The following is a 23403-nucleotide window of genomic DNA, read 5'->3' as shown; positions in this document are numbered from 1 at the left end:
AGGTACCGGCAGCGAATTACTCAGTGCCCCATCATCACCGGGGCATCGGTGACCGCGTCCGGGTTGGCCGGTTTCTTGCGGGACAGGAACGCCGCGGGGATCAAGGTGGCGGCGACGAGGACGACCGCCACGATGAAGGTGTGGGCGAAGGAACTCGCGGCCTCGGACAGGCCCTCGTCCAGCGCGCCCGGCGGCAGCTTCGCCGCGATGGACGGGTCGAAGTTCGCGCCGATCGCGGCCTGCGCGAACTGCTTGTCGTTGAGCAGGTTGGTCAGCACCACCGACATCGTGGCGGTGCCGATCGAGGCGGCGGTCTGGTTCACGATGTTCATCAGCGTCGACCCGCGCGCCACCTGCTGGTGGGTGAGGGTCTGGATGGCGGCGGTCATCGTCGGCATCATCGTGCAGCCCATGCCCAGACCGGTCACGAACAGCGCCGCGCCCATCATCCAGTACGAGGTGTCGGCGGCGAGCTGGGTGAAGAACGTCATGCCGACCGCGATCACCGCGAGACCGGTCATCACGATCTTGCCCGGACCGATCTTGTCCACCAGCCGCCCCGCGATCGGCATCGTCAGCATCGCGCCCAGGCCCTGCGGCGCGAGCAGCAATCCCGCGTGCAGCGCGGACTCGCCGCGCACCTGCTGCAGATAGCTGGGCAGCAGCAGCCCGGATCCGAAGAACGCCACCGCGAACAGCAGCATCGTCAGCACCGCGAAGGTCAGATCGCGGTTGCGGAACAGGTGCAGATCGATCAGCGGATGCTCGGTGCGCAGCGCGTGCAGCACGAACAACACCAGCAGCACCAGCCCGAGCACGGCCGGCACCAGGACCTTCGTCGCGGTCACGGTGTGCTCCTCGGGAATGGAGGACACGCCGAAGAGGAACAGCGCCAGGCCCGGCGAGGCCAGCAGCATGCCGAGGAAGTCGAACGACTGCGACGGCTCGGGCCGGTCGGACTGCAGCACCACGTACGCCAGCACCAGCGCGACCGCGCCGATCGGGACGTTGATCAGGAAGATCCACTGCCAGTGGAACCCGATCAGCCAGCCGCCCAGGATCGGGCCGCCGATGGGTCCCAGCAGCATCGGGACGCCCATCACCGCCATCACCCGGCCCACCCGCTGCGGCCCGGCCGCGTGGGTCATGATCGTGATGCCCAGCGGCATCAGCATGCCGCCGCCGAGGCCCTGGATCACCCGGAAGGCGATGAGCGAGGGCATGTTCCACGCCGTCGCGCACAGCGCCGAGCCGAGGACGAAGAACACCAGCGCAAGCATGTACAGACGTTTGGTGCCGAAACGGTCGGCCGCCCAGCCCGTCACCGGGATGACGCTGGCCAGCGCCAGCGTGTAACCGGTCATCGCCCACGCGGCGATGGCGTAACTGGCGCCGAATTCGGTCTGGAACTTGGGAATGGCGACGGTGACGACGGTGATGTCGAGAATCGACATGATCGCGCCGATCACCACCACACCGGCCACCTTGAACACGGCGGCATCGAGCTTGTCGGAAACCGGTCCCGACTGCGGCCCGGGAGTATCCGGAGGTAGGGTCACCGCTTCAGCCTGCCAGGTGCCGCCCCGAAGCACCAGAGGCCACACCGAAACCGGGCATCCGACCATATCCGCCGCCGGTAGGCTGGACGACCACTGTCGTACACCGTTGCCGGGCAAGGAGTTCCCACTGATGACCGACCCGGTGCAGGGGTTGACCGGTACGCTCACATCGCCGATCCGGGGCGCAGACATGCTCGGGGAGGTCCTGGTCGCGATCCGAGGGGGAACCGAAATCTACATCGCGCGCGCCGCCGAGCCGCTCGACGCGGGCACCACCGTGCTCGTCGTCGCCGTCAACCCAGGCCGCATCGTCGATGTCGTTCCCTGGGTGCCGCTCGACTTCGGACCGGGTGGGGACACAACGAAATAGCAAGGGAGACAACAGTGCTGGGGTACCACGTGCCCGATCCCGACGAGGCCATGCTCGTCAGCGGCGGGCGCGCCGCGGACAATGCGCCGTTCCGGGTCGTCATCGGTCGCGGCAATTGGGTCATGCCGTTCTTTCGCAAGGTCAGCTACCTGTCGCTGGCCATGTTCGAGGCCGAGATCTCCGAACGATGCGTCACTAAACAGGCGATCCAGCTCGACGTGCGCGCCGTGATCGCCTTCAAGGTGGCCAACGACACCGTCTCGATCGTCAATGCGGCACAACGATTCCTGTCCGAACAGGAACGGGAGATGTCCGTCCTGACCGGACGCATCTTCTCCGGCCACCTGCGCTCGATCGTCGGCTCGATGACCGTCGAGGAGATCATCCGCGAACGCCAGAAACTCGCCGACGAGGTACTGGTGGCGTCCAAGGTCGAAATGAGCAACATCGGACTGTGGGTGGACTCGTTCCAGATCCAGTCCATCGACGACGGCAACCTCGGCTACATCACCGCACTGTCCGCGCCGCACAACGCCGCCGTCCAGCGCGACGCCAACATCGCCCAGGCCCAGGCATCCCAGCTCGCCGCCCAGGCCCAGCAGGAATCCGAACGCCGCCAGGCCGAATACGCCCGCGAGACGGCCCTGCTGCGCGCCCAATACCAGCGCGACATCGACAAGGCCAACGCCGAAGCCGCCCAAGCCGGCCCGCTCGCCCAAGCCGTCGCATTGCGGGAAGTGCTCACCGCCCAGGCCGAGCAAGCCCGCAAACAAGCCGAACTCCGCGAGGAACAGCTACAGGCCGAAGTGGTCAAACCCGCGCGCGCCGAAGCCGAACGCGTCCGCATCCTCGCCGAGGCCGAAGCCGACCGCACCCGCATCCAGGCCGAGGCCGCCGCCTCCAACAACCGCATCGCCCTCGACCAGCTGCTCATCGAGCAACTCCCCGAAATCGTCAAACAAGCAGCTCAAGGCCTGTCCCAAGCCAACCTGACGGTCCTCAACGGCCCCGACGGCGTCAGCGAACTGGTCAACGGAATGGTCGGCCAGGGCCTGACCGTGTACAACTCCCTGCAAAAAGCTCTTTCCTCCGACAACAATCAACAGGACGGTTAGAGTGACCGCACCAGGGACTGCGACGAGGAGCGGGTGTAGGTGTCCATCGGGAAATTGGTGTCCTTCGATAGTTCTCGGGGATTCGGCTTCATCCGCCCGGAAGACGGTGGCCCCGACGTGTTCGTGCACGTCAACGACATAGGACTGGACGAAGACGAACTGCGGCAGGGGCGGGTGTTCGAGTTCGAGGTGACCGAGGGCGACCGCGGACCCAAAGCGGTCAACCTCACCGCGGTCGGCGGCGCGCCCGCGGCCGCGGCTCCCGCCGCACCGCGCCACCGCAACCGGGAGCGCACCTCCGGCCAGCTCACCACCGCCGAACACCGGCGGCTGATCACCGAGCTGTTGCTGGACGCCAGTCCCGCCCTCACGGCCGGGGAGATCCTCACCATCCGCGACCGGCTGACGGCCTTCGCCGATCAGCACGGCTGGCTGGAGAACTGACAACTCGGGCATACGATCTTGCTGAACGGTTGCGGGCGATGAATCCACGTCGCCCGCACCGTCGGTATCGGTGAGACCGACCCGAGGAGGATCGTGTGGACCTGCCCGTCATGCCGCCCGTCAAGCCGATGCTGGCCAAATCGGCCTCCGACCTGCCGCACGACCCCGGCCTCTACTACGAACCCAAATGGGACGGATTCCGCTGCATCGTGTTCCGCGACGGCGACGAGATCGAACTCGGCTCCCGCAACGACCGCCCCCTGACCCGGTACTTCCCCGAACTGGTCGAACTGCTGAGCAAAGCCCTGCCCGACCGCTGCGTCATCGACGGCGAGGTCGTCGTCGTCACCGACAAGGGCCTGGACTTCGACACCCTGCAGCAGCGCCTGCACCCCGCCGCGTCCCGAGTCAACAAACTCGCCGTGGAAACCCCCGCCAGCTTCGTCGCCTTCGACCTGCTCGCCCTCGGCGACGACGACCTCACCGACAAACCGTTCGCCGAACGCCGCCGCATCCTCGAAACCCTCCTCACCGGCACCTACGAACGACTGCACCTCACCCCACTGACCTCCGACCCGCACACCGCGCAGGACTGGTTCACCCGCTTCGAAGGCGCCGGCTTCGACGGCGTCATGGTCAAAGCCACCGACCTGCCCTACCTGCAGGACAAACGCGTCATGGTCAAGGTCAAACACGAACGCACCGCCGACTGCGTCATCGCCGGATTCCGCTGGCACAAGGACGGCCAAGGCGTCGGATCACTGCTGCTGGGCCTCTACGACGACGAAGGCAGCCTGCACCACGTCGGCGTCGCCAGCAGCTTCACCGCCAAACGCCGCAAGGAACTCGTCGACGAACTCGCCCCGCTGCGCGAGAACGCCCTCGAACACCACCCGTGGCGCAGCTGGGCCGACGCCGCCGCCCAAGCCAAGGCCGACGGCAAGATGCCCGGCGGCATCAGCCGCTGGACCGGCGGCAAAGACCTCTCCTGGGAAGCACTGCGCCCCGAACTAGTCGCCGAGGTCCGCTACGAACACGTCATGGCCGGCCGATTACGCCACGGCGGCCGCCTGGTCCGCTTCCGCGACGACCGCACCCCCGAATCCTGCACCTACGCCCAACTCGACGAGGTCGCCCCCGCCGAACTCGCCGACATCTTCGCCGAGGCCAAGCAATGAGCGCCGGCATCGACCTCGAGGTCGACGGCAAAACCGTCACCATCAGCAACCCCGACAAGATCTATTTCACCAAGCGCGGCGAAACCAAACTCGACCTCGTCCGCTACTACCAGGCCGTCGCCGAACCGTTCCTGCGCACCGTGCGCGACCGGCCCGTGCTGCTCGAACGCTATCCCGACGGCGCCGGCGGCAAATCATGGTTCCAGAAACGCGTCCCGAAATCGGTACCCGACTGGCTACAGACCACCGTCGTCTCCACCCCCAACGGCACCACCAGCGACGCGCTGGTGGCCGCCGACCTCGCCCACCTCCTCTGGGCAGTCAACCTGGGCTGCTTGGGATTTCACGTCTGGCCCACCCACGCCCGCGCCGCCGAGCACAGCACCGCACCCGAGGTCCACGACGCCGCCGGGCAACTACTGCCACCCACCGGCGTCACCGACGAACTACGCATCGACCTCGACCCCTCCCCCGGCACCGCCTTCGACGACCTGCGCAAGACCGCCGCCCTGACCCGCGACCTGTGCGCCGAACTCGGCATCGACGCCCGCCTCAAGACCTCCGGCTCCCGCGGCCTGCACATCTACGTCCTGCTCGAACCCCGCTGGGACGGCTACCAGGTCCGCGCCGCCGCCGTCGCCCTGGCCCGCGAACTCGAACGCCGCCACGGCGACCTCATCACCGCGCAATGGTGGAAAGAGAACCGCGGCAGCCGGATCTTCATCGACTACAACCAGAACGCACCGCACCGCACCGTTTTCGGCGCCTGGTGCGTGCGGCCCAAGGTCGGCGGCCAGGTCTCCACCCCGCTCGCCTGGGACGAACTCGACACCGTCGTCCCCGACGAACTCACCCTCGCCACCGTCCCCGCCCGCGTCGCCGAACTCGGCGACCCCTGGGCCGACCGCACCCCGCAATCCATCGAGCCACTGCTCGAAATGTCCACGCGCGACCTCGAATCCGGGCTCATGGACGCGCCCTGGCCGCCGGTCTACCCGAAGATGCCCAACGAACCCCCACGCGTCCAGCCCAGCCGGGCACGCAAGGAGCAGAGGGACAGCGCCCCCTAGCCCTCGTTCTCGATCTTCGGGAAGGACTGGGTCACCAGGGTCAGCAACATGTCCGTCAGCAGATGGTGAACCTGCTCGCGCGACAACGTGCCACGCGTGATCCATTCGCGCCCAGCGGCTTTCACCAAACCGCCGTAGGCACGGACCAAGGCGCGCAGCTCACTGCCGCGCTTCGAGCCGGACAGGCCGACCATCTGCAGCAGCCGGTCGGCCGCCGCGTCGTCGGCCGCGTCCAGGATGCGCTCCACATCCGGGTCGTCGCCGATGCCCTCGTGACCGGTCACCTTGACCCACGTGCTGCCGTGCTCACCGATGGTGTCCAGCAGCCACGCCACGCTCGCCTCCACCCGCTCGCGGGTATCGCCCGTGGGCACCGCCATGTGATCGGGGCGCGGCAGCGTCACCATCCGCCGCACCACCGCCAGATACAGATCACGCTTGTTGCCGAAATAGTGATTGATCAGCCCGCGCGCGACACCCGCGCGCTGCGCCAGCTCCGCGGTCGACACGGCCGCGTACGGGCGCTCACCGAACATCTCGATCGCGCATTCCAGAATCTGCGCGCGCCGTTCATCGGGCTCCAGCCGACGCCGCCGCGCCAACGGGTCGGCGGCGTCCACTGTTTCGCGGGTCGTTTCAGATCGACGCTGCCGGGCAATGAGATCCTGCTCGGGTGCGTCGATGTTGTCGGTCGTTTCAGATCGACGCTGCCGGGCAATGAGATCCTGCTCGGGTGCGTCGATGTTGTCGGTCGTTTCAGAGTGAGCGGGCAATGAGATCCTTCATCACCTCGTTGGAGCCGGCCAGGATGCGCAGCACCCGGGCGCCCGTGTACAGCTGGGAGATCGGGTATTCCGTCATATATCCGTAGCCACCGAACAGTTGCAGACAGCGATCCACCACAATACCCAACTGGTCGGTGAGCCAGTATTTCGCCATCGCCGCGGTCGGGATGTCCAGCTCACCACGCAGATGCTTGACAATGGCATCGTCCAAAAACGTCCGGCCCACCTTCGCCAGCGTCTTGCACTCGGCCAGCTCGAACTTCGTGTTCTGCATCGCGAACAGCGGCTTGCCGAACGCCTCGCGCCCCTTGGTGTACTCGACCGTCAGATCGACGGCCTTCTCCATCATCGCCACCGCCATGATCGCGGTCACCAGCCGCTCCTGCGCCAGCAACTGCATCATCTGATAAAAGCCCTGACCCTCCGACGCACCGAGCAGATTCGACGCCGGAACCCGCAACCCGTCGAAGAACAACTCCGCGGTGTCCTGTCCCTTGCCGCCGATCTTCGACAGAATCCGGCCCCGCTCGAACCCCGGCGTGTCGTCCCCCACCTCCGCGAAGATCAGCGACACCCCGGCGGCGCCCTTCGTCGGATCGGTCTTGGCGGCAATGATGATGCCGTCACACAGCCAGCCGTTGGAGATGAAGATCTTCGACCCCGTGATGATGTACTCGTCACCCTCACGCACCGCCCGGGTCTTGATGTTCTGCAGATCCGACCCGGTGCCCGGCTCGGTCATCCCGATCGACAGCACCATCTCCCCGCTGGCCGCCCGCGGCAGCACCCGCCGCTTCAGCTCCTCGGAACCGAACTGATGCAGATAGGGCGCGATGATCGTCGAGTGCACCGGCATGCCCAGCGCGCCGTCACCTTGAAACGTCTGCTCCTCGATGATGGCCGCCTCGTGCGCGAAAGTGCCGCCCCCGCCACCGTATTCGGCCGGAATCGAGGCGCACAGCAGCCCCAGCTCACCGGCCCGGTTGTACAGCTCACGGTCGGGATGGCCCTGCGCGACGAACTTCTCCTCGTGCGGAACGACCTCCTTGGCGAAGAAGTCCTTCGCCAAGTCGCGTACGGCCTCGACCTCGTCGTCGCTCCATGGGGCGCGCACCATCGTTGTTGCCCTTCGTCTCGTGCCCGGCCGGCACCCACCGGCCCTCCGAGCACCAGCGTGGACGACTATTGGCGGAATGTCAACAACGTTCGCGGCGCGGCCGTCACCCCGCCTCGCGCGCCTGATTCACCTCGGCCAGAGTGGTGAAAATCGGCGTCTCCGGATCCGCGGCCACCCCCTGCCGCCGCAGGAACCCATCGATCAACCCCCACACCAGCTCACTGGCCTCCACCACGAACTCCTCCGCCCCCTCCTCCGGCGGACCCTCCAACCACAGATCCGTCGTCGCCACCACCACACCGATCACCGCACGAGACAGATAATCGATCCCACCCACCTCGATCGGCACCGCGTCGGCGATCGCCCGCGCCAACCTGGTGAACCGCTGCGCCGCGGCCCGCCCCAAATCGAACTGCAACACCGAACCGTCCCGATCACCACCCGACGCCGGCAGCACCGGCGCCTGCGCCAGGAACCGAAACACATTGGGATGCTCCAGAATCCCCCGCGCGTAATCACCGAACACCCGACGCAACGCCGGCCGCGGCGGCTGCAACAGCAACGTCATATCCTCACCCGTCGCGGCGAACGCCGTACGCGACATGCGCTCCGCGACCGCCGTGTACAGATCCGCCTTGTCCGCGAACTGCCGGTACAACCGCGGCTTGGTGATCCCGGCCTCGCGCGCGATGCCGTCCATACTCGGCCGCGGACCCGTCCGATCGATCACCCGAATCGCCGCATCGACAATCTCATCGCGAGTCACTCGCGGCGAATGGGTATTACGGCTGGGACGGGGCACGATCGACTCGACTCCCTGGGGCGTGGGCTCACCGCGAAGACTACACGTACCAGCAGTACGGAAGCAGCCCGCACCGAATGTGAACGTATACAGGGAAAACACGACGCGCACCGTCTACCAACCCAATATCGCCGTACTCTCGGTAGCGTCTAACGTACCGGCGGTACGATCCAGCGGGACAGCCCGGCACTGCGAGGTAGACACAATGACCCACCTGCCCGACACCGACCCACTCCGGCCACGCCGGCGCACCGTGCGCCACCGCGGCCTCGAGCTCGCCGTCTACGAACGCGGCAACCCGAAGGCCGACACCCTCGTCCTCGTCCACGGCATCACCGATACCCACGGGATCTGGGACGACGTCGCCCGGATGCTGGCCGACAGCTTCCACGTCGTCACCTACGACGTGCGCGGCCACGGCCGCTCCGCCAAACCCCCTCGCACCCAGGACTATCGGCTCACCGACCTGACCGACGACCTCTACGCCGTACTCGACGCCGTCAGCCCCGACCGCCCGGCACACATCGCGGGCCACGGCTGGGGCGCCTTCCAACTGTGGGCCGCACTCGGCGACCCCCGCGCCAACACCCGCATCGCCTCCGGGACCGCACTGTGCGCACCCGACCTCGGCCGCCTCGCCCTCGCCCTACGGCACCCCCGACTGCCCGAAACCCCCTGGTGGAAACTCCCCGGCCTCGGCTGGCTCGTCCTCGGCCGCCGCCTGCTCGGCTGGCCGCGCGTGCGCGCCCGTCTCCGCCACGGCACACCACCGCTCGCCCCCACCTGGATCACCGATCTGCTCGCCGGCGCCCGCATCGTGCACGCCAACCTCGTCCACCACCTGCGCCACCCCCGCGAAACCCACACCGCCGTACCGGTCCAGCTGATCGTCGACCGCGCCGACGCCCTCGCCCTGCCCACCGCCGCCGACCACGTCCGCCGCGGCGCCGACCGGCTGTGGTGCTACCGGCTGCCCGCCGACCACTGGCTGCCCATCACCGAACCACTGCTGGTCGGCGAGGCGATCGCCAACTTCATCGACGACCTCCGCGCCGACAACGCGCCGATCGAATACTCGCCGCGATAGCCGAACATCGGCCACCGAGATCGGCCCCGGGCCCACGATGCGACAATGAGTCGCCAGCTCACCAGCGCACGAAGGACAGATCCGCACCACGATGGCCCACAACGACCCGACGACCCGCACCGCATCGCCGGAGCCCGCCATCGACCCGGCGGACCTCGCCGCCTGCCTCCGAGTACTCGACCTGGCCGCGCAACTCGACAAAGAACACCCCGACTCGGTCGCCGTGCAGCACGCCGTCGGGCACATGTTCAAGAAGCTGAAGCAGCGCCGCCGGGTAGCCGCCCGCGACGCCAAGTCCGCCGCCGACCGCGCCGTGGTCGCCGCCACCGCCACCGGCTCACCGAACCGCATCGATGACGAGACGGCCGGAATCCCGTTGTCCCCCAACAGCACCGGCGCTACCGCGGGCACCCTCGTCCGCCCGCGACCGTGCTACATCTGCAAACAGCGATACACCCGCGTCGACACCTTCTACCACCAGCTCTGCCCCGACTGCGCCGCCCGCAGCCACGCCAAGCGCGACGCCCGCACCGACCTCAGCGGCCGACGCGCGCTGCTCACCGGCGGCCGCGCCAAGATCGGCATGTACATCGCACTGCGACTGCTGCGCGACGGCGCCCACACCACCATCACCACCCGCTTCCCCAACGACGCCATCCGCCGCTTCAAGGCCCAGCCCGACAGCGCCGACTGGATCCACCGGCTCCGCGTCGTCGGTATCGATCTGCGCGACCCCGCCCAGGTCGTAGCGCTCGCCGACGACGTCGCGGCACAGGGACCGCTGGACATCCTCATCAACAACGCCGCCCAGACCGTCCGCCGCTCACCCGGCGCCTACAGCGCACTCGCCGACGCCGAGAACGGTCCGCTGCCCGCAGGCGAGCTGCCCGATACGGTCAGCTTCGGCAAGACCATGCAGGCACACCCCACGGCGCTCACCGCATCGCTGGCCCCTGCGCTCTCGGCCGCCGACGTCACCGACCTCGCGCTCGTCGCGGGTTCGGCCACGCCCGAACGCATTTCGCGCGGTATCGCCATCGATGCCGGCGGCCTGGTGCCCGACCTCGCGCACACCAACAGCTGGGTGCAGACCGTCGCCGAAGTCGACGCCACCGAACTGCTCGAGGTGCAGCTGTGCAACTCGGTCGCACCGTTCGTACTCGTCTCACGACTACGCCCCGCCATGGCCGCCGCACCCGCCCACCGCAAGTACATCGTCAACGTCTCCGCCATGGAAGGCGTGTTCAGCCGCGCCTACAAGGGCCCCGGCCACCCGCACACCAATATGGCCAAGGCCGCGCTCAACATGCTCACCCGCACCAGCGCCGACGAGATGTTCGAGTCCGACCGCATCCTCATGACCGCCGTCGACACCGGCTGGATCACCGACGAACGCCCGCACTACACCAAACTCCGCCTCGCCGACGAAGGCTTCCACGCGCCCCTCGACCTGGTCGACGGCGCCGCGCGCGTCTACGACCCCATCGTTCAAGGTGAAGAAGGCGTCGACCTGTACGGCTGCTTCCTCAAGGACTACGAGCCGTCGAGCTGGTGAGGCTCCCGGTCATGGCCGAGCCGTCCCGCTGAGGGTTCCTGGCCTCATTGCTTCTTTTGTTGTGAGTTGATGTGAAGGTTCTCGACGTGGTTGATCAGATTTACATGCATAAATTCGCATAGGGTGATATCGATATCTTCAAACCGACCAAGCGCCCCGGAGGCAGCCGGCTCCAGGAGCCAACAGCCGAAACCTTTGGCGCGCAGACCTATTGGTCGGCGATGTGACATCTCGAGGGCGAGACACTCCCCTCGGCGGGTATCTCGCGCCGCTGCCGCGCCCCTCCCCCATCAACGATCCGAGTCCTCCGACATCGCGTCCCGGTTTCGTCGTCGATGCTGGTTGTTGGTGGCGCATCTATCCTCTTCAGTCGCTGACACGCTGAAGTGTGTAATACATGCCTAGATTCGCATATCGGTATATAGGTATTGAAATAGCCTGCGGACGTCGCCGGTCGGAGCCGAAGTTGGCCGGGCGGAAGATCTCTGGGCAACCCGGTCCGGCCCTTCTAAGCTGGATGTGTGATGTACCGGCTGCTGGCAGACGTCACCGCGGGCGTGCACTATTTGTTCGTCGTCTACCTGGTGACGGGCGGGTTCCTCACGTGGCGGTGGCGCTGGACGATATGGACGCATCTCGCGGCCGTCGGCTGGGGGTTCAGCACGGTGCTCTTCGGCGCCGACTGTCCGCTCACCCATCTGGAGAACTGGGCGCGGCGCCGGGCCGGTGACGCGGAACTGCCGCCGGGCGGGTTCATCGACCACTACATCACCGGGGTGCTGTATCCGCAGGACGCGTTGGACCTGGTCCGCGTGCTGGTTGTGATCGTGGTGGCGATGTCGTGGGCCGGGTTGTGGTGGTTGTCGCGCCGGCGGGACTACCTCACGCCGTCACCGCAATAAGCGCGACAGGATTCGTCAGGGCAGGCGGGCGGCCACGAAATCGGCCACCTCGGCGACTTTCTCATCGAGGTAGAAGTGCCGTCCGGGGAGGGTCTCCAGCTCGAATTCGCCGGTGGTGTGGGCACGCCACTGCCCGGCCTGCTCGACGGTGACGGTCGGATCTGCGTCGCCCAGCAGCGCGGAGATGGTGCAGCGCAACGGCTCTCCGGGTTCGAACGCGTACGTCTCGACCGCCCGGTAATCGTTGCGAACGGCGGGCAGCACGAGATCGGCCAGACCCGGTTCGGTGCGCAGTACGGCCACCGAGGCGGGATCGTTGGCGAGCCGCTCCAACTCCGCGATCAGATCCGCGTCGGGGGCGTCGTGCAGACGGCCGGGGTAAGGCGCCGACGGCGCGATCCGACCCGAGACGAACAAGCGGGTCAGGTCGTGGCCCGCGGCCTCCAGCCGGCGCGCGGCCTCGAAGGCGACGGTGGCACCCATGCTGTGCCCGAACAACGCCGGCTCGCCGGGTAAGGCCAGCGCCGTCAACTCGCGTGCCACCGCATCGGCCATCGCGCCGATATCGGCGATCATCGGCTCCCCCAGCCGGTCCTGCCGCCCGGGATACTGCACGGCGACGACCGTGACGCCGTCCATCCGCTGCGCGAGCGAACGGAACGCACTCGCCGAACCGCCGCCCGGCGGGAAACACACCAGCACCGCACGCGGCCGCGCTTCCGTCCGGAACTCCCGCAACCAGGTGCCGCTGCCCTCTACCGCCACGTTGCCTCCTTACGCCTTCCGGTCGGGGCTTCCGGCACGAGCATCCCATTTCGGCGGGTATCGCACAGCGCGGACACCGGCTTCCGTTCCCGCTGTGCATGTCCGCACCGCGTGCAGCCCCGCACTCGACGCAGGTGCGGCCGATGTCATTTTTCGCGCAATGCCCGCACCGCGAGTGCCACGTCCTCGCCGTGCAGCAGGTCACCGCCGGGAGCGAGCAGCGCCAGCATGGCGTAGCCCTGGAACAGCACGAAATAGAGTTTGGCGACCGCACGCGCCTCCTTCGCCGACAGGTCCGGATGCATCTCGCGCAATACCGCACCCAGGTCGGCGTAGGCACCCTCGGTCGCCTCGGACAGATACGCCTGGAGCTCCTCCGAGCGCGCGACGCGGATCCCGTTCTCCATGCTCAGCAACAGCTGCTCGTGGTTCTTCTGGATGACGTCGAGCATGGCGTTCCACGTCGGTTCGATCGCTTCCCGAAGCGAACGCCCCTCCCCCGCCTCGCGGATCGCGGCCTCGATGCCGTCGCCGAGGTCGGTGCCTATCGACTCGGTGATCGCCTCGGACACCAGCCGGTCCTTGGAGCCGAAGTGATAACCGATGGCCGCCAGGCTGACACCGGCCGCCGCCGCGATGTCCCGCGCGGTGACCTTGGCGAGTCCCCGCTCGAGGATCGCCTTGCGAGCACCTGCCAGCAGATCTTCCCGGTTTCCCATGAGCCCACCCTACCAGCGTCTTAGACATCTGTTCTAGACATACGTGCTAAACCTGTGTTAGACATTTGTCTAAGACGTTCGAACCAAAGAACAGGAACTCACCGTGACTGCCTCCGCACAGACTCCTCACGTCCTCGTCTCCGGCGGCGGCATCGCCGGCAATGCCGTTGCGCTGCAACTGCTCCGGGCCGGTGTCCGGGTCACCGTCATCGAGCGTGCCGACGCTCCCCGGCCCGGCGGGCAGGCCGTGGATCTGCGTGGGCCCAGCCGCGAGGTCGCCGAGCGGATGGGGCTGATGCCGGGCATTCGCAAGTACCAACTGCAGGAGTTGGGCATGGCCTACGTCGACGCCCAGGGCCGCGAGTTCGCGACGATGCCGATGGAGATGTTCGACGGCAAGGGACCGGTCGCCGAGATCGAGATCACCCGCGGCGACCTCAATCAGGTGTTGCTGGACGAGGTCACGAGCGTGGGCGGCGAACTGGACTATCGCTACGGCGATCGGGTCGAGGCCCTGCGCCAGGACGACACCGGCGTGGAGGTCACCTTCGCCGCCGGCGGCGCCGAACGATTCGACCTCGTCGTCGGCGCGGACGGCGTGCACTCGGCCACCCGGCGGCTGGCATTCGGGCCGGAGGAGCGGTTCGCGACGTTCCTCGGCGGGTACGGGGCGTTCTTCACCATCCCGACCCCGCCGGATGTGCGGCCGGGCTGGTTCGCCCTGCATCCGATGCGCAGCGTGGCCGTCGGCATCCGGCCCGACGGCGATCCGAGCACCGCCAAGGCCATCATCACGCTGCGCGCGGACGCGAATCCCGCACTGCGGCGCGATGTTTCGGCGCAGCAGCAGCTGATCCGGGACATGCTGGCCGAGGCCGGCTGGCACGCGCCACTCGTGGTCGAGGCGATGCGCACGACCCCGGACTTCTACTTCGACGAACTCGCGCGCATCGACATGCCGACGCTCTCCGCCGGACGAGTGACCCTGGCCGGGGACGCGGGCTACTGCGGCTCCCCCATGACGGGCATGGGCACCGCGATGGCTCTGGTCGGCGCCTACATCCTGGCCGGGGAAATCACCGCCACCCCGGACGATCTCCCCGCCGCGCTGGCACGGTACGAGGAGAAGGTGACGCCGTTCCTGGCCGAGGCCAAGGAGATGCCCGGCGGTGGGATCAAGATGATGTTGCCGCACAGCCGGATCGGCGCTGCCCTCGCGCGCACGTCCGCGCGGGTCATGCTGTCGCGGCCGCTGCGGCCGGTGATGATGAAGGCGTTCTTCTCCAAGACCGACAGCTACGACCTGCCCGCCTACTGAACGGGCCGGACAGCCGAGCGGCCCGTGAATCGGGCCGCTCGCTAGGCTCGACTCGTGCGGCAGAAGATCATGATGGATGTCGACACCGGCATCGACGACGCGCTGGCCCTGCTGTACCTGCTCGCCAGCCCGGACGCCGAGATCGCCGGTATCGCCGCCACCGCGGGGAACGTGCCCGTGGCGCAGGTGGCCGCGAACAACCTGGCCCTGCTGGAGCTGTGCCGGGCTCCCGACATCGAGGTCGCCCTGGGGGCGGCCGAGCCGCTCGCGATCCCGCTGCGCACGACCGAGGACACCCACGGTCCGCAGGGCATCGGGTACGCGCAATTCCCGCCGCCGACCAAGACGCTGTCACCACGGTCGGCGGCGCGGCTGTGGGTCGACACCGTGCGGGCGCATCCCGGCGAGATCATCGGGCTGTGCACCGGGCCGCTCACCAATCTGGCGCTGGCCCTGCGGCTGGAGCCCGAACTGCCCCGGCTGCTGCGGCGCCTGGTGGTGATGGGCGGCGCGTTCCAGCATCCCGGCAACACGACCCCCACCAACGAATGGAACGTGCACGTCGATCCCGAGGCCTGGCAGGAGGTCCTCGCCGCCTTCGCCGTGGCGCCGACCGATCGGCGGCCCCTGATCTGCGGGCTCGACGTCACCGAGACCATCGAGATGCGCCCCGATCACCTGGTGCGACTCGCCGAACGGGCGCACAGCCTGCCCGTGGAGGTCCTCAGCGAGACCGACGCGCCCGGTGCGGTGTCCAAGGCGGGCAACGCGGTCGTCCGGTTCGTCACCGACGCCGTGCGGTTCTACTTCGAGTTCCATCACGCCTACGGCCAGGGGTACATCGCGCACATGCACGATCCGTTCGCCGCCGCGGTCGCCCTGGACCCCGCGCTCGCTCGCACCCGGCCCGCCACCGTCGACGTCGAGCTGGCCGGAACCCTCACCCGGGGAGCCACCATCGCGGACTGGGCGGGGATGTGGGGCCGGGAACCCAACGCCGACATCGTGATCGGCACCGACCCGGCGGACTTCTTCGACCGGTTGATCGCCCGCGTCGGCGACTTCGCCCGCACGACTTCCGCACAGGCGTAGGCCGAGATGAGCGCCGAGGACACCACCTACATCGCCGAGTTCCGGCAGCGGCTCGGGCTGCCTGGTCTGGTCGACATCCACACCCACTTCATGCCCGACCGCGTGCTGCGCAAGGTCTGGGCGTACTTCGACGACGCCGGGCCGCTCATCGGCCGGCCCTGGCCGATCACCTACCGCGACGAGGAGCAGGTGCGGCTGAAGACGTTGCGCGGCTTCGGGGTTCGCGCGTTCACCGCGCTGGTGTACCCGCACCGTCCGGATATGGCGGCCTGGCTCAACGAGTGGGCCGCCGACTTCGCCGCCCGCACGCCCGACTGCCTGCACACCGCCACCTTCTATCCCGAGCACCACGCCGCGAGTTATGTGGAGGCGGCGATCGAGTCCGGTGCACGGATCTTCAAGGTGCACATCCAGGTCGGCGATTTCCATCCGTGCGATCCGCTGCTGAACGACGTGTGGGGGATGCTGGCCGAGGCCGGAATCCCGGTGCTCATCCACTGCGGATCGGGCCCTGCGCCGGGCGAATTCACCGGACCGGAGCCGATGCGCGAACTGCTGCGGCGGTTTCCGCGGCTGCGCCTGATCATCGCGCATATGGGCGCACCGGAGTACACCGAGTTCCTGGATCTCGCAGCCGAATTCGACGGCGTCCACCTGGACACCACCATGAACTTCACCGACTTCTTCGAGTCACAGGACCCCTTCCCCGTCGCCGAGCGCGGCCGGTTGCGCGATTTCGGTGACCGCATCCTGTTCGGCAGCGACTTCCCCAACATCCCCTACTCCTACGGTCACGCGCTGTTCGCGCTGGAGCGACTGGATTTGGGTGCCGACTGGCTGCGGAAGGTGTGCTACGACAACGCCGTGCGCATGTTCGAGCTCGGCTAGTCGCGCGGCCGCGCCAGCCGGGTGGGCTGCACCCGGCCGCGCAACACCACCGATTCGCCGGTGCGCCACCGGTGCTGTTCGGCTTCCACGGCGGCCTCGACGGTGACCGCGGCGGCGAGTACCCGGCCCGGGTCCTGCTTGGCCAGCTCGCACAGGCGGGCGGCCTCGTTGACGGCATCGCCGATCACGGTGAACTCGTAGCGGCGGCGCGCGCCTACGTTGCCCGCCACCACTCGCCCGGACGACACTCCGATCGCGGCATCGAATTCCCTTGCGCTCTCGGACAATCGGCGGCGGATGGCACGGGCGGCGGCGAGCGCGGAGCCCGCGAAGTCGGTGAGCGGGGCCGGGGCGCCGAAGATCGCGAGCGCGGCGTCGCCCTCGAACTTGTTGATCAGGCCGCCGCAGCGCTCCACCTCGTCCACCACGATGCCGAAGAAGTCGTTGAGCATCGCGACGATCTCGTCGGCGGGCCGGGTCGCCGCCATCGTGGTGGACCCGATGATGTCGATGAACAGCGCCGCGGCCTCGACCTCCTCGCCGCCGAGTTCGGGGTTGCGGGCCAGGGCCGCGTCGGCCACGTCGTCGCCGACGTGGCGGCCGAACAGGTCCCGGATCCGCTCGCGTTCGCGCAGCCCGTCCACCATGCGGTTGAAACCGCTCTGCAGCTCGCCCAGTTCGGTGCCGTCGAAGACGGTGACGTGCACGTCGAGCTCCCCGTTCTCGACGCGGCGCAGCGCCCGGCGCACGGTGCGCACGGGCGCCACCGTGGCCGCGAAGGTCTGTGTCATCAGCAGCAGACCGAAGACCAGGGTCGCGCCGCCCAGGGACAGCACGCAGATCGCCAGGCGCGCCTCGCTGAAGTCCATGCCGCACAGCGACAGCACCGCGAGCACCATCGCCAGCGTCACCGGCACGCCGGTGGCGAGGGTCCACACGAGCACCGAGCGGCCGAACACACCGAAGCCGCGCAGCCGCCGGGCCGGGGCGGCCTCCAGCACCCGCGCGGTGACCGGGCGCAGCGCGAACTCCGCGATCAGATAGCTGTTGGCGCACACGACAACCACGGTGAAACCCATGCCCAGCAGTACCTTCGGCGCGTACGCGATATCCACCAGGCCGTAGAGCGGAGCCAGGACGGCCGCGCCGCCGAGCCACAGCACCGCCTGCTGCATCACCAGCCGCCGCGGCACCCGGACCGCGGCGGCCTGTTCGGCCGGGGTGGGGACGCGGTCGGGATCGATCGCCCAGCGCAGGGTCCGCACGCCCCATACGGTCCCCCACACCGTGCCGACCACCACCGCCAGCGCCGTGTACAGCGGAGTCGCGATGACGTTCTGCAGGATCAGCCGGCGGCTGAACATCGACGGGCCCGGCAGCACGAAGCCCACCAGGGCGATCACCACGGCAATGCCGATGAGGTTCGCGACCAGCAGCGGGATCGTCAGCAGCGCCTGCACCCGCAGCCGTCGCACCCCGGACGTCTCGTCCGCCGAACCCAGCAGCCGCGACCCCCAGGGCGCGGGCCCCAGCGCGGCGGGACTCACGTCATGATCGACCATGGATGCAGCCTAAGCGCGCCCGGCGACACATCGGCCGCAGCCCGTCCGTCCCTGCGCGATCCCGGTGCCACGTAATGCCCCCAGGAGGGGGCACTGTGTCAGCGTTCGTCGAAGGCGCGCAGGATTTCCTCAGCGGCCAGGGCGGGGGTGAGCGAGCCGTCGCGGACGCCCTTTTCCACTTGCGCGCGAATCGACTTCACGGCGGGGTTGTCGGCGAGGCGGCGCAGGAGCTGGTCGTGCACCATGGTCCAGGTCCAGTCGACCTGCTGACGGCGGCGCTTCTCGGCGAATTCGCCCGCTTCGGTGAGTACTCGGCGGTGCTCGAGGACGGTGTCCCAGAACTGGTCCAGCCCGGTGCCGTTGAGGCCACTCATGGTGAGCACCGGTGGGCGCCACAGTGATTCGCGCGGATGGATGAGGCGCATGGCGCCCTGCAGTTCCCGGGCCGCCGACTTGGCCTCGATCTCGTGGCGGCCGTCGGCCTTGTTCACCGCGACCAGGTCGGCCAGCTCCAGCACGCCCTTCTTGATGCCCTGCAGCTGATCTCCCGTGCGGGCCAGGGTGAGGAAGCAGAAGACGTCGACCATGTTGGCGACGGTGACCTCGGACTGGCCGACGCCGACGGTCTCGACCAGGATCACGTCGTACCCCGCGGCTTCCAGCAGCACGATGGTCTCGCGCGTCGCCTTCGCCACGCCGCCGAGCGTGCCCGCGGTCGGCGAGGGCCGGATGTAGGCGTCGCGTTCCACCGCCAGCCGGGCCATGCGGGTCTTGTCGCCGAGGATGGAGCCGCCGGTGCGGGTCGAGGACGGGTCGACGGCGAGCACCGCGACCCGATGGCCCGCCCCGATCAGATACATGCCCAGCGCGTCGATGAAGGTCGACTTGCCGACGCCCGGAACGCCGGTGATGCCGACCCGGTTGGATTCGATCCGGCCGATGTCGGGGGTCAGCTCCAGCAGCAGACGCTGCGCGGCGTCGCGATGATCGGCCCGGGTGGATTCGACCAGCGTGATGGCCCGGGCCAGGCCCGCACGTTCGCCGTCGCGCACCGACCGGGCGAGCTGCTCCACATCGACTTCGCGCCGCCGCCCGCCGCCGCCCGCACCGCCGGAGCCCGCGCGCAGCGCCGGGGGTAGTCCGCGTTCGGTCGACAACGCTTGCGTCCCAGGGATATTCACTGCCTCACCACGCTGCCCTGCGGGCGCGCCGTCGCCTCCACTCGCCGATGTCCGCTCGCTCATTCGGCTCCGGTAACAGCGTCACCGCCGATCTCGTGGCCGAGTTCCACGGCGAGCTTCCGCAGCAGCCCGACGGCGGCGTCGGCGATCACGGTGCCCGGCGGGAAGATGGCCGCGGCGCCCGCCCGGTACAGCTCCTCGAAATCGCCCGGCGGGATGACGCCGCCGACGATGACCATGATGTCGGGCCGCCCGGCATCCGCCAGCGCCTGCCGCAGGGCGGGCACCAGCGTGAGGTGGCCGGCCGCCAGCGACGACACGCCCACGACGTGCACATCGTTGTCGGCCGCCTGCCGCGCCACCTCTTCGGGGGTCTGGAACAGCGGGCCCACATCGACGTCGAAGCCGAGATCGGCGAAGGCCGTGGCGATCACCTTCTGGCCGCGGTCGTGCCCGTCCTGGCCCATCTTGGCCACCAGGATGCGGGGACGGCGGCCCTCGGCCTCGGCGAATTCCGCCACGAGGTCGATCGCCTTGCTGATGTTGGTCACCTTGCCGGCCTCCTCGCGGTAAACGCCTGAGAGAGTACGGATTTCCGCCTGATGCCGCCCGTACACCCGCTCCAGCGCGTCGGAGATCTCGCCGACGGTGGCCTTGGCGCGCGCGGCGTCGATGGCGAGGGCCAGCAGGTTGTTGTCCATGCCGCCCTCGGAAGACGCGGCGGCCCTGGTCAATTCGGCCAGCGCCCGCTCGACCTCGGACGAGTCGCGTTCTGCGCGCAGGCGGCGCAGCTTCTCGGCCTGCTCGGCGCGCACCCGGGAGTTCTCGACCTTGAGGACCTCGATCTGCTGGTCCTCGTCGACCTGGTACTTGTTCACGCCGATCACCGGCTGCTGCCCGGTGTCGATGCGGGCCTGGGTGCGGGCGGCGGCCTCCTCGATGCGCAGCTTCGGGATGCCCTCCGAAATCGCCTGCGCCATACCGCCGTGCGCCTCCACCTCGGCGATGTGTGCGCGGGCGCGTTCGGCGAGTTGGTGGGTCAGCCACTCCACGTAGTAGGAGCCGCCCCACGGGTCGATCGGCCGGGTGGTGTTGGACTCCTGCTGGATCAGCAGCTGGGTGTTGCGGGCGATGCGGGCGGAGAAGTCGGTCGGCAGCGCGAGGGCCTCGTCCAGGGCGTTGGTGTGCAGCGACTGGGTGTGGCCCTGGGTCGCGGCCATCGCCTCCACGCAGGTGCGTGCGACGTTGTTGAACACGTCCTGCGCGGTCAGCGACCACCCGGAGGTCTGCGAATGGGTGCGCAGCGACAGCGACTTCTGGCTCTTGGGCTCGAATTTCGAGACCAGTTCGCTCCAGAGCAGCCGTCCCGCACGCAGTTTCGCGACCTCCATGAAGAAGTTCATGCCGATCGCCCAGAAGAACGACAGCCGCGGCGCGAACTGGTCGATCTCCATGCCCGCGTCCAGCCCGGCGCGCAGGTACTCGACGCCGTCGGCGAGGGTGTAGGCCAGCTCCAGATCCGCTGTGGCACCGGCCTCCTGGATGTGGTAGCCGGAGATGGAGATGGAGTTGAACTTGGGCATCTTGGCCGAGGTGTAGGCGAAGATGTCGGAGATGATCCGCATCGACGGCTTCGGCGGGTAGATGTAGGTGTTGCGGACCATGAACTCCTTCAGAATGTCGTTCTGAATGGTTCCGGCCAGCTGTTCGGGCTTGACGCCCTGTTCCTCCGCCGCGACGACGTACAGCGCCAGGATCGGGAGCACCGCGCCGTTCATGGTCATCGACACCGAGACCTGGTCCAGCGGAATGTGATCGAACAGCTCGCGCATGTCCAGGATGGAGTCGATCGCCACGCCCGCCATGCCGACGTCACCGGTCACGCGCGGGTGATCGGAGTCGTAGCCGCGGTGCGTGGCCAGGTCGAACGCCACCGACAGGCCCTTCTGACCGGCCGCCAGATTGCGCCGGTAGAAGGCGTTGGAGTCGGCGGCGGTCGAGAAGCCCGCGTATTGGCGGATCGTCCACGGCTGGTTCACGTACATGGTCGGGTACGGTCCGCGCACGAACGGCGCGACGCCGGGCACCGAGTCCAGCGGATAACCCTCGGCGGCGATGCGGTCGCGGTCGGCCTTGGTGAATACGGGCGGCACGTCGATGCCCTCCGGGGTCGACCACACCAGCTCTTGCGGCGCTTGGTGATTCGCGGCGGCGGCCGCCCGCACGAACGCGTCGACCTGCGCGCCGCTCACCTCCGCCGCGGCGGCGCTGTCGAGCGGCACGTCGGCGAAACTGCCGATCACATGCTTGCTTTCTCGTGTGGTCATCTACGCTCCCAGCTTTTCCAGCAGGCCGGACAGGGCCGTCACCGCGTCCATACGCGCCGTCAGGAATGCGTCCGGCCGCTCCGTGCCGGACAGTTCGGCCACCGCCTTCTCCGGCCCGGCCAGCAGCACCGTCGCGATACCGGCGCTGCGCAGCTGCTCCACCGCGGCGCCGGCCTCGGCGGCGTAGCGGGCGTCGGTGCCGCACAGCACGGCGATGGTGGTACCCGATTCGGTTGCGGCCGTACCGATCCCGGCAATGTCGAGGGTACCCGGGTTGATCGTCTCGATACCGCCCGAGGCCAGCAGGTTCGCGGTGAAAGTCACCCGCACGTTGTGCTCGGCCACCGGGCCGAGCGGCACCAGCAGGGCCCGCGGCCGGACGCTGTGCGTGGCCAGGTAGGCGTCGGAGCGGTCGCGCAGCGCCTCGAACGCCGAACCGTACCGGGCGACCTGGCCGGGCCGTCGCGCCGCCTCCGACAGCGGCTGCTCGGCCAGGTTCGGGAACTCGTTGACGCCGGTCACCGCCGTCTTCCGGTGTGCCACATCGGTTTCGCGCCGCGCGCGGACCGCGGCGATACGATCGGTCAGCAGCCCGGAGTCCAGCGCCGCCGGATAGCCGCCGGCGCGCTCGATCTCCTGCATGAACTCCCACGCGCGCTGGGCCAGCCGATCGGTGAGGCTCTCCACGTACCACGAGCCCGCACCGGGGTCCCGCACGTGTCCCAGATGCGATTCCTCCAGCAGCAGCAGCTGGGTGTTGCGCGCCATCCGCGCCGAGAACGCCTGCGACACCTCGAGTTCGCCGGGCGGCAGCGCGGCGTCGAAGGGCAGCACCGTGACGTAGTCCGCGCCGCCCACGCCCGCGCCGAACGCCGCCAGCGTGGTGCGCAGCATGTTCACCCACGGGTCGCGCTGGGTCATCATGGCCGCCGAGGTCACCGCGTACTGCGGCGCGTTGCCGAACGCCGGAGCGCCCAGTTCGTGCGCCACCCGCGCCCACAACCGCCGGGCGGCACGGAATTTCGCGATCGTCGCGAACTGGTCGTCGGTGGCGGCGAAGCGGAACAGCAACTGCCCCAGTGCGTCCGCGACATCCACGCCCGCGCCGGTGAGCAGCCGCAGGTACTCCAGGCCCGCGGCCACCGCGGCGCCCAGTTCCTGTGCGTCGGAGGCGCCCGCGTTGTGGAACGCGACACCGCAGACGGTGATCGCCCGCACGGTCTCCGCTCGCGCGATCGACTGCCGGGCCAGCGTGACCGCCGCGTCCGTGTCGATGTGGGTGGTGCCGTTGAAGCGGCTGGTCAGCGGTGTGGCACCGAGCGAGATCTGGATGTCGGCCCGATTCGGGTCGGCGACACCCTCGATGCGGTAGTCGTCGAGCACGGCGAACAGTCGCGCCGCCCCCTCGGCCGCGCCCGCGCCGGCGGGCCGCCGCCCGCGGCTGCACGGCCAAGGTCGCGCGTTCCTCGGTCCGGCTGTGCAGCAGGGTGTCGAGCAGTTCACGCCCCAGTCCGGCGCGACGCCGAAACCGTTGGACCGCAAGGTCGATGACCGCGAAGGTACGCCC

At 68.7% G+C, this 23403-nt stretch carries 21 protein-coding genes; 11 read left to right on the top strand and 10 right to left on the bottom strand.

Going from position 1 to position 23403, the window contains the following annotated elements:
- Positions 1-20: 20 nt before the first annotated feature.
- Complete coding sequence (locus QH470_RS33120; RefSeq protein ID WP_280276319.1) at positions 21-1559, bottom strand: DHA2 family efflux MFS transporter permease subunit; 1539 nt, start codon at positions 1557-1559, stop codon at positions 21-23.
- Positions 1560-1689: 130 nt separating this feature from the next.
- On the opposite strand from QH470_RS33120, the gene QH470_RS33115 reads away from it, so the two are divergent.
- The 5 genes from QH470_RS33115 to QH470_RS33095 all read left to right on the top strand — a co-directional run bounded on the left by QH470_RS33115 (position 1690) and on the right by QH470_RS33095 (position 5736).
- The gene (locus QH470_RS33115; protein WP_280276318.1) at positions 1690-1929 is read left to right on the top strand and encodes a hypothetical protein; all 240 of its coding nucleotides are present in this window, start codon (positions 1690-1692) and stop codon (positions 1927-1929) included.
- A 14-nt stretch (positions 1930-1943) separates the two neighbouring features.
- Positions 1944-3044, top strand: a complete 1101-nt coding sequence (locus QH470_RS33110; RefSeq protein ID WP_280276317.1) for an SPFH domain-containing protein — start codon at positions 1944-1946, stop codon at positions 3042-3044.
- Between the two features lie 57 nt (positions 3045-3101).
- Positions 3102-3488: a cold-shock protein gene (locus QH470_RS33105; protein ID WP_400182764.1), complete on the top strand. Its 387-nt coding sequence runs from the start codon at positions 3102-3104 to the stop codon at positions 3486-3488.
- Between the two features lie 95 nt (positions 3489-3583).
- Positions 3584-4666: an ATP-dependent DNA ligase gene (locus QH470_RS33100; RefSeq protein WP_280276315.1), complete on the top strand. Its 1083-nt coding sequence runs from the start codon at positions 3584-3586 to the stop codon at positions 4664-4666.
- The gene (locus QH470_RS33095; RefSeq protein ID WP_280276314.1) at positions 4663-5736 is read left to right on the top strand and encodes a DNA polymerase domain-containing protein; all 1074 of its coding nucleotides are present in this window, start codon (positions 4663-4665) and stop codon (positions 5734-5736) included. The genes QH470_RS33100 and QH470_RS33095 overlap by 4 nt, the downstream gene beginning before the upstream one ends.
- Here QH470_RS33095 and QH470_RS33090 read toward each other — a convergent pair.
- The 3 genes from QH470_RS33090 to QH470_RS33080 form a co-directional block, all read right to left on the bottom strand.
- Positions 5733-6356 (bottom strand): TetR/AcrR family transcriptional regulator, encoded by a 624-nt coding sequence (locus QH470_RS33090; protein ID WP_280276338.1) that lies wholly within the window; start codon positions 6354-6356, stop codon positions 5733-5735. The genes QH470_RS33095 and QH470_RS33090 overlap by 4 nt on opposite strands.
- Positions 6357-6492: 136 nt before the next feature.
- A complete protein-coding gene (locus QH470_RS33085) occupies positions 6493-7638 on the bottom strand; it encodes an acyl-CoA dehydrogenase family protein (protein WP_280276313.1) in 1146 nt (381 codons plus the stop codon).
- Positions 7639-7741: 103 nt separating this feature from the next.
- Positions 7742-8404, bottom strand: coding sequence for a TetR/AcrR family transcriptional regulator (locus QH470_RS33080; RefSeq protein ID WP_280276312.1), 663 nt, complete (start codon positions 8402-8404; stop codon positions 7742-7744).
- 241 nt (positions 8405-8645) lie between these two features.
- Here QH470_RS33080 and QH470_RS33075 point away from each other — a divergent pair, with 241 nt between their 5' ends.
- The 3 genes from QH470_RS33075 to QH470_RS33065 all read left to right on the top strand — a co-directional run bounded on the left by QH470_RS33075 (position 8646) and on the right by QH470_RS33065 (position 11984).
- Positions 8646-9527 carry an alpha/beta fold hydrolase gene (locus QH470_RS33075; protein ID WP_280276311.1) on the top strand — a complete coding sequence of 294 codons (882 nt, stop codon included), beginning with the start codon at positions 8646-8648 and terminating at the stop codon, positions 9525-9527.
- A gap of 91 nt (positions 9528-9618) precedes the next feature.
- Entirely contained in the window at positions 9619-11082 is a 1464-nt protein-coding gene (locus QH470_RS33070; protein ID WP_280276310.1) for an SDR family NAD(P)-dependent oxidoreductase, read from the top strand.
- Between the two features lie 521 nt (positions 11083-11603).
- Entirely contained in the window at positions 11604-11984 is a 381-nt protein-coding gene (locus tag QH470_RS33065; protein WP_280276309.1) for a DUF2784 domain-containing protein, read from the top strand.
- A gap of 15 nt (positions 11985-11999) precedes the next feature.
- On the opposite strand, the gene QH470_RS33060 is transcribed toward QH470_RS33065, so the two are convergent.
- Together QH470_RS33060 and QH470_RS33055 are read right to left on the bottom strand one after the other, a co-directional pair.
- Positions 12000-12749 carry a thioesterase II family protein gene (locus QH470_RS33060; protein WP_280276308.1) on the bottom strand — a complete coding sequence of 250 codons (750 nt, stop codon included), beginning with the start codon at positions 12747-12749 and terminating at the stop codon, positions 12000-12002.
- Between the two features lie 146 nt (positions 12750-12895).
- Positions 12896-13468: a TetR family transcriptional regulator gene (locus QH470_RS33055; RefSeq protein WP_280276307.1), complete on the bottom strand. Its 573-nt coding sequence runs from the start codon at positions 13466-13468 to the stop codon at positions 12896-12898.
- A gap of 103 nt (positions 13469-13571) precedes the next feature.
- Between QH470_RS33055 and QH470_RS33050 the strand changes: the two genes are divergently transcribed.
- The 3 genes from QH470_RS33050 (at position 13572) to QH470_RS33040 (ending at position 16766) form a co-directional block, all read left to right on the top strand.
- Complete coding sequence (locus tag QH470_RS33050) at positions 13572-14786, top strand: FAD-dependent monooxygenase (protein ID WP_280276306.1); 1215 nt, start codon at positions 13572-13574, stop codon at positions 14784-14786.
- Positions 14787-14855: 69 nt separating this feature from the next.
- On the top strand, positions 14856-15878 hold the full coding sequence (locus tag QH470_RS33045; RefSeq protein WP_425302827.1) for a nucleoside hydrolase: 1023 nt from the start codon (positions 14856-14858) through the stop codon (positions 15876-15878).
- A gap of 6 nt (positions 15879-15884) precedes the next feature.
- Positions 15885-16766 (top strand): amidohydrolase family protein, encoded by an 882-nt coding sequence (locus QH470_RS33040; RefSeq protein ID WP_280276304.1) that lies wholly within the window; start codon positions 15885-15887, stop codon positions 16764-16766.
- Here QH470_RS33040 and QH470_RS33035 read toward each other — a convergent pair.
- The 4 genes from QH470_RS33035 to QH470_RS33020 all read right to left on the bottom strand — a co-directional run.
- On the bottom strand, positions 16763-18328 hold the full coding sequence (locus QH470_RS33035) for an adenylate/guanylate cyclase domain-containing protein (protein WP_280276303.1): 1566 nt from the start codon (positions 18326-18328) through the stop codon (positions 16763-16765). The two genes, QH470_RS33040 and QH470_RS33035, sit on opposite strands and share 4 nt — an antisense overlap.
- A gap of 98 nt (positions 18329-18426) precedes the next feature.
- Complete coding sequence (gene meaB, locus QH470_RS33030) at positions 18427-19572, bottom strand: methylmalonyl Co-A mutase-associated GTPase MeaB (RefSeq protein WP_280276302.1); 1146 nt, start codon at positions 19570-19572, stop codon at positions 18427-18429.
- Positions 19569-21836 carry a methylmalonyl-CoA mutase gene (gene scpA, locus QH470_RS33025; RefSeq protein ID WP_280276301.1) on the bottom strand — a complete coding sequence of 756 codons (2268 nt, stop codon included), beginning with the start codon at positions 21834-21836 and terminating at the stop codon, positions 19569-19571. The genes meaB and scpA overlap by 4 nt, the downstream gene beginning before the upstream one ends.
- On the bottom strand, positions 21837-23403 hold a 1567-nt coding region (locus tag QH470_RS33020), incomplete at its 5' end, for a methylmalonyl-CoA mutase family protein (RefSeq protein ID WP_280276300.1).

The organism is Nocardia wallacei, assembly GCF_029868745.1.
In the GTDB taxonomy this organism is placed as follows: Bacteria; Actinomycetota; Actinomycetes; order Mycobacteriales; family Mycobacteriaceae; genus Nocardia; species Nocardia wallacei_B.
Note: the sequence above shows the minus strand (reverse complement) of the source record. Positions and strands in the feature narration are given on the sequence as shown.